A 12,709-nucleotide genomic window follows, 5' to 3' on the forward strand; every position below is an offset into this window, starting at 1 on the left:
TCGTTCACTGCTCCTGGTGGGAGAGGGCTCGGACGGTACGGGACGGGCTGGGTCGGCCCAGGTGGGCGGCCATCCAGACGCTCGTGGCGACGAGACGGCCGAGGTCGACCCCGGTGTGGATGCCGAGTCCGCGCAGCATCCACACGAGGTCTTCGGTGGCGAGGTTGCCGGTGGCGGACTTCGCGTACGGGCAGCCGCCCAGTCCGCCGGCGGAGGCGTCGACCGTGGTGACGCCCCGCTGGAGCGCGGCCAGCGTGTTGGACAGGGCCTGGCCGTAGGTGTCGTGGAAGTGCACGCCCAGCGCGCCCACGGGCACGCCCGCGTCGGTGAGCGCGGTGAGCAGGGCGGTCACCTGGCCCGGGGTCGCCACCCCGATGGTGTCGCCCAGGCTCAGCTCGTCGCAGCCCATGTCGAGCAGGGCCGTGCAGACCCTCACCACCTGGGAGAGGGGTACCGCGCCCTGCCAGGGGTCGCCGAAGCACATCGACAGGTAGCCGCGGACGTGGACGCCCTCGTCCTTCGCCCGGGTCACCACCGGCTCGAACATCGCCAGCGCCTCGTCCACCGTGCGGTTGAGGTTGGCCTTGGCGAAGGGCTCCGTGGCGCTGGCGAAGACCGCCACCCGCCGGGCGCCGAGCGCCAGCGCGCGCTCCAGGCCGCGCTCGTTGGGCACCAGGACCGGCAGCGACACCGGCAGGCCGGACACCGCCGTGTACAGGTCCTCGGCGTCCGCCAACCGGGGGACCCACTCGGGGTGCACGAAGCTCGTCGCCTCGATCGTGGTCAGGCCCGTGCCGGCCAGGCGGCGGATGAACTCCGCCTTGACGGCCGTCGGCACGGTCGCCTTCTCGTTCTGCAGTCCGTCGCGCGCGCCGACCTCGTGGATCCGCACCCGCGCGGGCAGGCCCTCTGCCGGTACGGTCATGGGCAGGCCCGGTTCCATGGCGTTCACGCCCTCTCTTCTCCCGTGGCCGCGGGGGTGACGACCGCCAGCACCTGGTCCATGGCGACCGTCGTACCCGGGGCCACGTCCAGTTCGGTGACCGTGCCGGCGTGCGGGGCGGAGACGACGTGCTCCATCTTCATCGCCTCCACCACCAGCAGGCTCTGGCCCGCGCCCACCTCGTCGCCGACGGCGACCTTCACCACCGTCACCGTGCCGGGCATCGGCGCGGTCAGCGAGCCGGCGCCCGCCCGGCCGGCGCGGGTGAGGGACGCGGCGACCGGGTCGTGGTCGCGCACCTGCCAGGCGTCGCCGTCCCGGCCGAGCCAGTCGGCGGCGCGGTGGAAGGTGTGCCGGACACCGTCCAGCGTCACCGACACCAGGTCGTCGGTGACGGTGTGGGTGCCCCGGGCCCTGTGGGTCACGGGTTCGAGTCCCGTCACGCGCAGGTGGAACGCGACCGGCTTCGGCGTCCCCCCCAGACGCCAGCCGCTCGGCACCGAGAACGGGTCCGTCCAGCCCTCGGCACGCGGCCGCAGCGCGTCCAGACGTACGGCCGCGGCTGCCTCGTACACCTCCTCCGGTACGTCGGCCGGGACCAGGCCCTCCGCCTCCCGCTCCACCAGCCCCGTGTCCAGGTCGCCGCCGACCACCGCCGGGTGTGCGAGCAGCCGCCGCAGGAACCCGGCGTTGGTCTGCACGCCCAGCGTCACCGTCTCCGCGAGCGCCGCCCGGAGCCTGCGCAGCGCACTCGCGCGGTCGGGGCCGTACGCGATCACCTTGGACAGCATGGGGTCGTACAGGCTGCCGACCTCCGTGCCCTCGCTCAGCCCGGAGTCGGTGCGGACGCCTCCCCCAGACCCTTCGCGCAGGGGGGACCCCCCGCCCTGCGGCTCGCGCAGCCTGAGCACCGTGCCGCCCGAGGGGAGGAAACCGCGCGCCGGGTCCTCGGCGCAGACGCGGGCCTCGACGGCGTGGCCGGTGAGCCTGACGTCCTCCTGCGTGAAGCCGAGCCGCTCACCCGCCGCCACCCGCAGCTGCCACTCCACCAGGTCGAGTCCCGTGATCAGTTCGGTGACCGGGTGCTCCACCTGGAGGCGGGTGTTCATCTCCATGAAGCAGTACGAGGCGGGGTCGTCGCCCGGCACGATGAACTCCACCGTGCCCGCGCCCCGGTAACCGCAGGAGCGGGCCGCCTGGACCGCCGCCCGGCCCATCGCGGCCCGGGTCTCCTTGTCGAGGAGCACACTGGGCGCCTCCTCGATGATCTTCTGGTGCCGGCGCTGGAGCGAGCACTCGCGCTCACCGAGGTGTACGACGTCGCCGTGGCCGTCGGCCAGCACCTGGATCTCGATGTGCCGGGGGCGCTCGATCCACCGCTCGACCAGGAGTGTGTCGTCGCCGAAGGAGGCGCGGGCCTCGCGACGGGCGGCGGCGATCTCGTCGGGCAGCGCCGCCGCGTCCCGCACCAGGCGCATGCCCTTGCCGCCGCCGCCCGCCGACGGCTTCAGCAGCACCGGTACGCCGATCTCGTGGGCGGCGTCGGCGAGCTGCCCGTCCGTCAGGCCGCTGCCGCTGGAGCCGGGGACGACCGGGACACCGGCCGCCTTCACCGTCTCCTTCGCGCGGATCTTGTCGCCCATCAGGGAGATCGCGTCCGCCGGGGGCCCGACGAACACCAGCCCCGCCTCCTCGCACGCCCGCGCGAACCCCGCGTTCTCGGCGAGGAAGCCGTAGCCGGGGTGCACCGCCCGGGCACCGGTGCGGGCGGCGGCCTCCAGCAGCCGCTCCACCGACAGGTAGCTCTCCGCGGCGGGCGCCGGCCCGATCCGTACCGCCGTGTCCGCCTCGCGGACGTGCCGGGCGTCGGCGTCCGCGTCGGAGAAGACGGCCACCGAGCGCACGCCCATCGACCGCAGGGTGCGGATGACCCGGACGGCGATCTCGCCCCGGTTGGCCACCAGAACCGTCTCGAACATCGCTCGATCTGTCACAGTCGTCCGTCCCTCACATCCGGAAGACGCCGAACTGGGGTTCGCCCAGTGGCGCGTTGGCGCACGCGGTCAGGGCCAGGCCCAGGACCTGCCGGGTCTCCAGCGGGTCGATCACTCCGTCGTCCCACAGGCGGGCCGTCGCGTAGTAGGCGTTCCCCTGCCGCTCGTACTGGGCGCGGACCGGTGCCTTGAACGCGTCCTCGTCCTCGGCCGGCCACTCCTCGCCACGCGCCCGGAGCTGGTCCCGCTTGACCGTCGCCAGCACCGAGGCGGCCTGCTCGCCGCCCATGACCGAGATCTTGGCGCCCGGCCACATCCACAGGAAGCGGGGCGAGTACGCCCTGCCGCACATCGAGTAGTTGCCCGCGCCGTAGGAACCGCCGACCACCACCGTCAGCTTCGGCACCCGCGTGCACGCCACCGCCGTCACCATCTTGGCGCCGTGCTTGGCGATGCCGCCGGCCTCGTAGTCCTTGCCGACCATGAAGCCGGAGATGTTCTGCAGGAAGACCAGAGGGATCCCGCGCTGGTCGCACAGCTCGATGAAGTGGGCGCCCTTCTGGGCCGACTCGGAGAACAGGATGCCGTTGTTGGCGACGATCCCCACCGGATGGCCGTGGATCCGGGCGAAGCCGGTCACCAGGGTCTGTCCGAACTCCGCCTTGAACTCCGCGAACCGCGAACCGTCCACCACACGCGCGACGACCTCCCGCACGTCGTACGGCGTACGGGGGTCGACCGGGACCGCGCCGTACAGCGACCCGGGGTCGACCTCGGGCTCGACGGACTGCTCGACCCGCCAGGGCAGCGGACCGCGCGCGGGCAGCGTCGCGACGATGTTCCGCACGATCCTGAGCGCGTGCGCGTCGTCCTCGGCGAGATGGTCGGTGACGCCCGACACCCGCGCGTGGACCTCGCCGCCGCCCAGCTCCTCCGCCGTGACCACCTCGCCGGTGGCCGCCTTCACCAGGGGCGGACCGCCGAGGAAGATCGTGCCCTGGCCGCGGACGATCACCGCCTCGTCGCTCATCGCCGGGACGTACGCCCCGCCCGCCGTGCACGAGCCCAGCACCGCCGCGATCTGCGGGATGCCGGCACCGGACATCCGGGCCTGGTGGTAGAAGATCCGCCCGAAGTGGTCCCGGTCCGGGAAGACCTCGTCCTGCATCGGCAGGAAGGCGCCGCCGGAGTCCACCAGGTAGACGCAGGGCAGCCGGTTGTCCAGGGCCACCTCCTGCGCGCGCAGGTGCTTCTTCACCGTCATCGGGTAGTACGTGCCGCCCTTGACGGTCGCGTCGTTGGCGACGACCACGCACGCGCGCCCCGCCACCCGCCCGATCCCGGCGATCACCCCGGCCGCCGGGGCCTGCCCCTCGTACATTCCGTCGGCCGCCAGCGGGGCCAGCTCCAGGAACGGCGAACCGGGGTCGAGGAGGGTGTCCACCCGCTCGCGCGGCAGCAGCTTCCCCCGCGCGGTGTGCCGGGCCCGCGCCCGCTCACCGCCGCCGAGCGCGGCCGCCGCCAGCTTGGCGCGCAGCTCCTCGACGAGCGCGCGGTGCGCCTCCTCGTTGGCCCGAAAGAACTCCGACGCGGGATCGGCCGCGCTGTGGAGCTCCGGTGCCTCGTCCATCTGCCGGTCCCCTCACTGGTTAATGAGCGTTAACGGTTTCACTCAGGTTAACGAGCGCTAACCCCGCTGTCTAGAATCGTTCCCATGGCCATCAGAACCGACGCCCCGACCCGTCGCGAGCAGATCCTCAAGGAGGCCGCGCGGCTGTTCGCCGAGCGCGGCTTCCACGGAGTCGGGGTCGATGAGATAGGCGCCGCGGTCGGCATCAGCGGACCCGGCCTGTACCGGCACTTCGCGGGCAAGGACGCGATGCTCTCGGAGCTCCTCGTGGGGATCAGCGGTCAGCTGCTCACCGGCGCGAAGCAGCGGCTGAAGGAGGTCGGCGGAGCGGCTCCCGAGGGGGTCCTGGACTCGCTGATCGAGGGCCACATCGACTTCGCGCTCGACGACCGGCCCCTCATCACCCTGCACGACCGTGAGCTGGACCGCCTCCGGGACGCCGACCGCAAGCTGGTGCGGCAGTTGCAGCGGCAGTACGTCGAGCTGTGGGTCGAGGTGGTGCGCGCGCTCTACCCGGACCTGACCGAGGCCGCCGCCCGCTCGGCCGTGCACTCCGTGTTCGGGCTGCTCAACTCCACCCCGCACCTCGCCCGGCCCGGCTCCCTGCCCGGCCGTGCCGCGACGGCGGCCCTCCTGCACCGGATGGCCCGCGGCGCCTTCGCCGCGGTGGGCACGGCCTGACGCCGGCGCACGTGACGAGCGTTACGCGGCCGGCGGTCTGGACGGCTTTGGCTACCCACCGGTACGGTTAAGACCCTGAGCAAGCGCTTAGCCGTGTGGGGCCGCAGCCATCGACCGAGGAACCCCCACGGCGAGCAACCAGGTACGCGAGAGCGGCGCCGGTTTGGGCGCAGGAAAGGGTGGCGGCGTGCGCCGTACGGTTTTCAACGAGGATCACGAGGCGTTCCGGGAGACCGTCCGCGCCTTCATCGAGGCCGAGGTCGTCCCCGTCTACGACGAGTGGTTCGCGGCGGGCCAGGCACCCCGCGACTTCTACCACAAGCTGGGTGAGCTGGGCATCTTCGGGATCACTGTCCCCGAGGAGTTCGGCGGCGCGGGCCTGGACACCTACAAGTTCGAGGCCGTCCTCTACGAGGAGACCGCCCGCGCGGGCGTGCAGTTCGGCGGTTCCGGCGTGCACGTGCTGCTCGCCCTGCCCTACATCAAGATGCTCGCCACCGACGAGCAGAAGAAGCGCTACCTGCCCAGGTTCGCCACCGGCGAGGAGATGTGGGCCATCGCGATGACCGAGCCGGGCACCGGCTCCGACCTCGCGGGCATGAAGACCACCGCCAAGCTGAGCGCGGACGGCACGCACTACGTCCTCAACGGCGCCAAGACCTTCATCACCGGCGGCGTCCACGCCGACAAGGTGATCGTCTGCGCCCGCACCGCCGCGCCGACCGCGGAGGACCGCCGCCACGGCATCTCCCTGTTCGCCGTCGACACCAGGTCCGAGGGCTACTCCGTCGGCCGCAAGCTCGACAAGCTCGGTCTGAGGACCTCCGACACCGCCGAGCTGGCGTTCGTCGACGTCAAGGTCCCTGTCGAGGACCTCCTCGGCGAGGAGGACAAGGGCTTCTCCTACCTCGGCCACAATCTGGCCTCCGAGCGCTGGGGCATCGCCTTCGGCGCCTACGCGCAGGCCAAGGCCGCCGTCCGGTTCGCCCAGCAGTACGTGCAGGAGCGCACCGTCTTCGGCAAGCCGGTCGCCCATTTCCAGAACACCAAGTTCGAGCTGGCCGCCTGCCAGGCCGAGGTGGACGCCGCCGAGGCCGTCGCCGACCGCGCCACCGAGGCCCTCGACGCGGGCGAACTCACCCCCGCCGAGGCCGCCTCCGCCAAGCTGTTCTGCACCGAGGTCGCGCACCGCGTCATCGACCGCTGCCTCCAGCTGCACGGCGGCTACGGCTACATGAACGAGTACCCGATAGCCCGTCTGTACGCGGACAACCGCGTCAACCGCATCTACGGCGGCACCAGCGAGATCATGAAGACGATCATCGCCAAGGACATGGGCCTGTAAGGCCACCGACATCCCTGGCCTCTACACGTACCGGTACAACTGACCCCATGAGCCAGGCACTGCAGGAACTCCTCGATCTCCTCGATCTCGAACAGATCGAGGAGAACATCTTCCGCGGCCAGTCCCGCTTCGCCGTCGTCCCCCGCGTCTTCGGCGGGCAGGTCGCCGCGCAGGCGCTGGTCGCCGCCGGGCGGACCGTCCCCGCGGACCGGCCCGCCCACTCGCTGCACGCGTACTTCCTGCGCCCCGGCGACGCCGGCGCGCCGATCGTCTACACCGTCGACCGGATCCGCGACGGCCGCTCCTTCACCACCCGCCGCGTCGTCGCGGTCCAGCACGGCAAGCCGATCTTCCACCTCTCGGCGTCCTTCCAGATCCACGAGGAGGGCCTGGAACACCAGGAGCCGATGCCGTCCGCGCCCGACCCGGCCACCCTGCCCACCTCCGAGGCACGGCTGCGCGACTACGGGCATCTCGCCCCCGACGTCGTCGAGCGCTTCCTGGAGGCCCGCAGGGCCGTGGACCTGCGCTACGGCGCCGAGCCTCCCTACGGCCGCTTCGGCGAGCCCCGCGCACCCCACTCCCAGGTGTGGTTCCGCACCAACGGCAAGCTGGGCGGTGAGGTCGACGAGCCCCTGCTGCACGTCGTCCTCGCCACGTACGTCTCCGACATGACGCTGCTGGACTCGGTCCTCCTCGCCCACGGCCGCGGCGGCTGGGCGGTGGGGGACGTGGTCGGGGCCTCCCTCGACCACGCCATGTGGTTCCACCGCCCGTTCCGTGCCGACGAGTGGCTGCTGTACGACCAGCAGTCCCCGTCCGCGCACGGCGGCCGGGGCCTCGGCCAGGCCCGCATCTACACCCAGGACGGCCGCCTCGCGGTCTCGGTCATCCAGGAGGGCCTGGTCCGCGTCCCCCGCGAGAGTCCCTCACCGGCCTGCTAGGTCCTGTCTGGAGTGTCCCGGCGTCGCCCGAGGGGTGGCCTTGCGGCGTCCGGTGCGGTGCATCGGTGTGCGGCCGGACCGCCCTCGTACCGGACGTACCGGGGTGATCCGGCCGTGCGGCGTCTGCCGTGCCGGACGCCGCACGGCAGACGGGAAACTCCCGCCAGGACCTAGCGGGCGCCCCGGTCCAGTCCCGCCTCCGCCAGCAGGTACGCCGTCATCGGGTCGTAGTGGCGGGGGCTGACCACGTGGTCGTCGAGGGGGACCGTCACCTGGACGGTGCCCTCCGCCTCGGCCAGGAACAGCGCCGGGTCGTTGCAGTCCGCGTAGCCGACGGAGTCGACGCCGTGCTGCCCCGCGTAGCCCGCCCAGCCGTGGTCGGCGACCACCAGGTCCGGCAGCGGGCGGCCCTCGCGCTCCAGGGCGGTGAGAACGGCCTTCATCGGCTCACCGGAGTGCGTGTGCCACAGCGTGGCACCGTGCTCCAGCACCGCCACGTCCGCGAACTGCATCACGTAGCCCTCGTCCGTGGCCAGCCCGTCCGGGATCACCACGATCTCGCAGCCGGCGGCGCGCAGCGCGGCGGCCGTGGCCCGGTGCACGTCGAGCAGCCCGCCGGGGTGACCGGTGGCCAGCAGCACCCGCTGCCGCCCGTCCGCCGCCTTGCGCAGCCGCCCCGCCATCCGCTCCAGGCCGGCCACGGTCAGCTCGGGATCGATGGTGTCCTGGCCGTACCGGTGCTCGGCGTCGTCGCTGACGCCGACCCGCTCCGCCATCACCGCGAGCACGTCCTGCTCGTCGCTCCAGCGGTCGCCGAGCTCCAGGCCGAGCCAGTAGTGGCGGTCGCCGTTCGCCAGCTTGCGGTAGTGGGAGAGGTTGTTCTCGCGCGGGGTGGCGACGTCGCCCGCGACACGGGTGGCGGCGAGGTGGACGAGGAGTTCGGCGCGGCTGGGCGTCCCGGATATCGGCATGCCTCCCATTGTGGAGCAGCCGGGGCCGGGCGTACCCGGCGTACTGCCCCCCTGGGACGCGCGTCACGTACTCGGGCGGCCTCCGCACGCGTACTCACCGCGGCCGTGTCCCCCGAGGGCCGGCCGTGGGTCCGGCAGGGTGGACGTTTCCTCCATGTCCGCCGTCCGAAGTGGATGAAACGTACACTTTGCAGCCCGCTTTCCGGCCGCCTAACGTCGCTGACAGTAAGGCCGGGCCAGGTCCCCGGCGTCATTGGAGTCATGCGGCAGGCAGTGCCCACGCGACGAAGCGCAGGAAAGAAGGCAGTACCCCATGAGCAGCAACGAGACGCCCCGCGGGCCCGTCGACTCGTCCCGCGTCCCCCGGTACGCGGGCCCCGCGACCTTCGCCCGGCTGCCCCGGCTCGACGAGGTCGGCCGCGCCGACATCGCCGTGGTGGGCGTGCCGTTCGACTCGGGCGTCTCCTACCGGCCGGGCGCCCGGTTCGGCGGCAACGCCATCCGGGAGGCGTCCCGGCTGCTGCGCCCCTACAACCCCGCGCAGGACGCCTCCCCCTTCGCCCTCGCCCAGGTCGCGGACGGCGGCGACATCGCCGTCAACCCGTTCGACATCAACGAGGCCGTCGAGACCGTCGAGGCCGCCGCCGACGACCTGCTCGGCACCGGCGCCCGCCTGATGACCCTCGGCGGCGACCACACCATCGCGCTGCCGCTGCTGCGCTCGGTCGCGAAGAGGCACGGCCCGGTCGCCCTGCTCCACTTCGACGCCCACCTGGACACCTGGGACACCTACTTCGGCGCCGAGTACACGCACGGCACCCCGTTCCGCCGGGCCGTGGAGGAGGGCGTCCTCGACACCGAGGCCCTCTCCCACGTCGGCATCCGCGGCCCGCTCTACGGCCGGCAGGACCTCACCGACGACGAGAAGATGGGCTTCGGCATCGTCACCTCCGCCGACGTCTACCGCCGGGGCGCCGACGAGGTCGCCGACCAGCTGCGGCAGCGCATCGGCGACCGCCCGCTGTACATCTCCGTCGACATCGACTGCCTGGACCCGGCCCACGCCCCCGGCACCGGAACCCCCGAGGCGGGCGGCCTGACCTCCCGTGAGCTGCTCGAGATCCTGCGCGGACTCGCCTCCTGCAACCTGGTCTCGGCCGACCTCGTCGAGGTGGCCCCCGCGTACGATCACGCGGAGATCACCTCGGTCGCCGCCTCCCACACGGCGTACGAGCTGACCACGATCATGTCCCGTCGGATCGCCGGGGCCCGCGAGGAGAACGAGAGCACGTGACCCACGACCACGACCTGGTGCTCCGCCCGACCGCCGCACAGACGGAGGCCGCGCTGAACCCGCCCGACGGCCGCACGGGCGGCGACCTGGTCGTGGAGACCCTGGCCGGCCTCGGCGCGACGACCGTCTTCGGCCTGCCCGGCCGGCACGCGCTCGGCGTCTTCGACGCCCTGCGCCGCTCGGACCTCCGGTATGTCGGGCTGCGGGTGGAGAACAACGCCGCCTTCGCGGCGGACGCGTACGGCCGCGTCACCGGCGAGGCGGCCCCGCTGCTGCTGTCGACCGGGCCGGGCGCGCTGACCGCGCTGCCCGCGCTCCAGGAGGCCGCCGCCGCCTCCGCCCCCGTGCTGGCGATCGGCAGCCAGGTGCCGACGGCGGGACTGGGCGGAGGCCGCCACGGCTATCTGCACGAACTGCCCGACCAGGCCGCCTCGTTCCGGGGCGTGGTCAAGTCCGTCCACACCGCGCGCACCGCGTCCCAGATCCCGTCGGCGGTCACCGGGGCCTGGAAGTCGGCGCTGACGGTGCCACACGGCCCCGTGTGGGTGGAGATCCCGCAGGACGTGCTGGCGGCCCCGACGTCCCTCCCGGTCGTGACGGCCATGGACGCCACCCCCGACGAGCTGCCCCCGCGCCCCGAACTGACGGCGGTGGCCGCCCACTGGCTGACGCACGCGGAGCGCCCCGCGATCATCGCGGGCGGGGGAGTGATCCGTTCCGACGCCTCGGGCAAGCTCCGCAAGCTCGCCGAACGCCTCCGGGCGCCGGTCGTCACCACCCCCGGCGGCAAGGGCGCCTTCCCCTGGACGCACCCGCTGTCGTTGCGGTCCTGGCTGGAGGACCGGCACACGACGGACTTCCTCCAGGACGCCGACGTGCTCCTGGTCGTGGGCTCGGGTCTGGGCGAACTCTCCTCGAACCACCACACGTTCACGCCGCGCGGCCGGATCGTCCAGATCGAGGCGGACCTCGGCAAGCTGGAGTCCAACCACCCCGCGCTCGGTATCCACGCGGACGCACGCCTCGCCCTCCAGGCCCTGCTGGAGACGGTGGAGCCGCGCGAGGACGAGGCGGCGCCGGAGCGCGTGCGCACGCTGTTGTCGAAGGTCGCCGAACGCATCGCCTCCCAGGGACTGACCCTGGAGCAGGAGGTGCTGGCGTCGGTCCGCCGCGCCCTGCCCGCAGACTCGCCCTCCTTCTGGGACATGACGGTCCTGGCCTACTGGGCCTGGTCCGCCTTCGACGCCAAGGGACCCAACCGCCTGCACTCCGCCCAGGGCGCCGGTGGCCTCGGCTACGGCCTCCCGGCCGCCCTCGGCGCGGCGGTCGCCGACCCCACCCGCCCGGTCCTCGCGGTCTCCGGGGACGGCGGCGCCCTGTACTCCGTCGCCGAACTGGCCACCGCCCGCCAGTACGACCTCGACGTCACCTGGCTGATCGTCGACGACGGCGGCTACGGCATCCTGCGCGCGTACATGACCGACGCCTACGGCGAGGCCACGGCGACCGACCTGACCCGCCCGGACTTCGCGGCCCTGGCACGGTCCTTCGGCGTCCCGGGCGTGCGGACCACCCCCGGCACCCTGGAACAGGACCTGTCCCGGGCCCTGAACACGCCGGGCCCGTCGGTGGTCGTCCTCCCCACGGTCCTGCGGATGTTCGCACCGACCCACCTGGACCGGACGCCTGCCGGCCGAACTCCCCGCTAGACTGTGCGAGTTGGCCTCCGGCGCCCAGCGGGCGCATACGGAGGCTTTTTTCATGCCCTCCGACGACGCCTCCGCGCCCCCTTCCGCACGCACTCCCGCCCCCACCGGGGCTTCCCCCACCGGGGCTCCTCCCGCCGGTTACCGCGCCCTGCTCCGCAACCGTGAGTTCGCCGGCCTGTACGTCGGTCTCACGCTGACGGTCGCCGCGAGCACCCTGTCGGGCTTCGCGCTCGGCACGCTGGTCGACGACAGGACCGGGTCCCCGCTCCTGACCGCCGTGAGCGTGTACGGCGCCACGTTCGCCACGGTGCTCGGCGCGCTGACCCCGATGTCGGTCGCGGACGGGCACCGCCCGCGCCGGACCCTCGTCACGCTCCAGTGCCGCTCCCCGGCGGGCGTCGCCGCGCAGGCGGTCCCGGGGCTGCCCCCGGCCGCCCGGTTCGGCCTGCTCCTGGTGCTGGGGTTCTTCCAGTCCCTCGGCACCGGAACGCGGTGGGGGCTGCTCGCCGACGTCGTCCCCGCCTCCACGTACGCGGTGGCGCGGTCGCTGATGAACATCACCTCGGGCGGCACGGCCGTCCTCGGCCTCGCCGCCGCCCTGTGCCTCACCCCCGGCACCAGGATCACCGCCCTGGCCGCCCTCTCCGTCGCCGTCACCGTCCTCTCCCGGCCCTCCGTGGCCCGCGCCGGCCGCCACGGGGCGAGAAGCCGATCGAGCAGAGCCGGTCCGCGCGTGGTGGGCGGCGGGTGGACCGTGATGGGATGGCAGCGTGAGCCGCGCCGCCGAAGAGACCAACCGCCGCATGCTCCGGGTGCGGGACGCGATGGACCGTGACTACGCGCAGCCGATGGACGTCCCCGCCCTGGCGCGCATCGCGCACGTGTCACCGGCGCACTTCACGCGGACCTTCCGGGCCACGTTCGGTGAGACACCGCACCGCTACCTCCAGCGCCGCCGGGTGGAACGGGCGATGTTCCTGCTGCGGGAGACCGGCCGCAGCGTGACGGACATCGGCTTCGAGGTCGGCTTCGGCAGCCCGGGAACCTTCAGCCGTACGTTCCGCGACATCGTCGGCCGGTCACCACGCACGTACCGCAAGGAGGCGAGGGCCGTGGGCGTGCCGACGTGCTTCACGATGGCGTGGACCCGGCCGAGTACCTGACCTTCCGGCAGGTGTCCGGCGGCCGGCAACCGAGC

11 protein-coding genes are annotated in these 12,709 nt (G+C 73.0%); 7 read left to right on the forward strand and 4 right to left on the reverse strand.

The features are described 5' to 3' along the window. Window positions 1-4: 4 nt before the first annotated feature. From HUV60_RS21620 to HUV60_RS21630, 3 genes are read right to left on the reverse strand one after another with little or no spacing between them, the layout of a single operon-like run. Window positions 5-952: a hydroxymethylglutaryl-CoA lyase gene (locus HUV60_RS21620; protein ID WP_257848894.1), complete on the reverse strand. Its 948-nt coding sequence runs from the start codon at window positions 950-952 to the stop codon at window positions 5-7. Next, the gene (locus HUV60_RS21625; protein WP_257848895.1) at window positions 949-2,922 is read right to left on the reverse strand and encodes an acetyl/propionyl/methylcrotonyl-CoA carboxylase subunit alpha; all 1,974 of its coding nucleotides are present in this window, start codon (window positions 2,920-2,922) and stop codon (window positions 949-951) included. The genes HUV60_RS21620 and HUV60_RS21625 overlap by 4 nt, the downstream gene beginning before the upstream one ends. 28 nt (window positions 2,923-2,950) lie before the next feature. After that, window positions 2,951-4,567: a carboxyl transferase domain-containing protein gene (locus HUV60_RS21630; RefSeq protein ID WP_257848897.1), complete on the reverse strand. Its 1,617-nt coding sequence runs from the start codon at window positions 4,565-4,567 to the stop codon at window positions 2,951-2,953. An 84-nt stretch (window positions 4,568-4,651) separates the two neighbouring features. Here HUV60_RS21630 and HUV60_RS21635 point away from each other — a divergent pair, with 84 nt between their 5' ends. The 3 genes from HUV60_RS21635 (at window position 4,652) to HUV60_RS21645 (ending at window position 7,537) form a co-directional block, all read left to right on the forward strand. After that, the gene (locus tag HUV60_RS21635; RefSeq protein ID WP_257848898.1) at window positions 4,652-5,248 is read left to right on the forward strand and encodes an SACE_7040 family transcriptional regulator; all 597 of its coding nucleotides are present in this window, start codon (window positions 4,652-4,654) and stop codon (window positions 5,246-5,248) included. A 187-nt stretch (window positions 5,249-5,435) separates the two neighbouring features. After that, the gene (locus HUV60_RS21640; RefSeq protein ID WP_257848899.1) at window positions 5,436-6,593 is read left to right on the forward strand and encodes an acyl-CoA dehydrogenase family protein; all 1,158 of its coding nucleotides are present in this window, start codon (window positions 5,436-5,438) and stop codon (window positions 6,591-6,593) included. A 47-nt stretch (window positions 6,594-6,640) separates the two neighbouring features. Further along, window positions 6,641-7,537, forward strand: a complete 897-nt coding sequence (locus HUV60_RS21645; RefSeq protein ID WP_257848900.1) for an acyl-CoA thioesterase — start codon at window positions 6,641-6,643, stop codon at window positions 7,535-7,537. Window positions 7,538-7,707: 170 nt separating this feature from the next. Here HUV60_RS21645 and HUV60_RS21650 read toward each other — a convergent pair whose 3' ends face one another. Further along, window positions 7,708-8,508, reverse strand: a complete 801-nt coding sequence (locus HUV60_RS21650; RefSeq protein ID WP_257848901.1) for a phosphatase — start codon at window positions 8,506-8,508, stop codon at window positions 7,708-7,710. Between the two features lie 313 nt (window positions 8,509-8,821). On the opposite strand from HUV60_RS21650, the gene speB reads away from it, so the two are divergent. The 4 genes from speB to HUV60_RS21670 are packed head-to-tail and all read left to right on the forward strand — an operon-like array spanning window position 8,822 to window position 12,674. Beyond that, complete coding sequence (gene speB / locus HUV60_RS21655) at window positions 8,822-9,802, forward strand: agmatinase (protein ID WP_257848902.1); 981 nt, start codon at window positions 8,822-8,824, stop codon at window positions 9,800-9,802. After that, window positions 9,799-11,511 carry a thiamine pyrophosphate-binding protein gene (locus HUV60_RS21660; RefSeq protein ID WP_257848903.1) on the forward strand — a complete coding sequence of 571 codons (1,713 nt, stop codon included), beginning with the start codon at window positions 9,799-9,801 and terminating at the stop codon, window positions 11,509-11,511. Before speB ends, HUV60_RS21660 begins: the two co-directional genes overlap by 4 nt. Window positions 11,512-11,563: 52 nt before the next feature. Next, complete coding sequence (locus HUV60_RS21665) at window positions 11,564-12,346, forward strand: hypothetical protein (RefSeq protein ID WP_257848904.1); 783 nt, start codon at window positions 11,564-11,566, stop codon at window positions 12,344-12,346. Then, window positions 12,282-12,674, forward strand: coding sequence for a helix-turn-helix domain-containing protein (locus tag HUV60_RS21670; protein ID WP_257848905.1), 393 nt, complete (start codon window positions 12,282-12,284; stop codon window positions 12,672-12,674). The genes HUV60_RS21665 and HUV60_RS21670 overlap by 65 nt, the downstream gene beginning before the upstream one ends. Window positions 12,675-12,709 lie beyond the last annotated feature (35 nt).

It is taken from the genome of Streptomyces sp. KMM 9044 (assembly GCF_024701375.2).
GTDB lineage: Bacteria > Actinomycetota > Actinomycetes > Streptomycetales > Streptomycetaceae > Streptomyces.

What these genes read in the sequence shown, in the direction of transcription:
- HUV60_RS21630 (WP_257848897.1), bottom strand. Translation starts at nt 4,567, where the DNA reads ATGGACGAGGCACCGGAGCTCCACAGCGCGGCCGATCCCGCGTCGGAG.
- HUV60_RS21665 (WP_257848904.1), top strand. Translation starts at nt 11,564, where the DNA reads ATGCCCTCCGACGACGCCTCCGCGCCCCCTTCCGCACGCACTCCCGCC.
- HUV60_RS21625 (WP_257848895.1), bottom strand. Translation starts at nt 2,922, where the DNA reads ATGTTCGAGACGGTTCTGGTGGCCAACCGGGGCGAGATCGCCGTCCGG.
- HUV60_RS21635 (WP_257848898.1), top strand. Translation starts at nt 4,652, where the DNA reads ATGGCCATCAGAACCGACGCCCCGACCCGTCGCGAGCAGATCCTCAAG.
- HUV60_RS21650 (WP_257848901.1), bottom strand. Translation starts at nt 8,508, where the DNA reads ATGCCGATATCCGGGACGCCCAGCCGCGCCGAACTCCTCGTCCACCTC.
- HUV60_RS21645 (WP_257848900.1), top strand. Translation starts at nt 6,641, where the DNA reads ATGAGCCAGGCACTGCAGGAACTCCTCGATCTCCTCGATCTCGAACAG.
- speB (WP_257848902.1), top strand. Translation starts at nt 8,822, where the DNA reads ATGAGCAGCAACGAGACGCCCCGCGGGCCCGTCGACTCGTCCCGCGTC.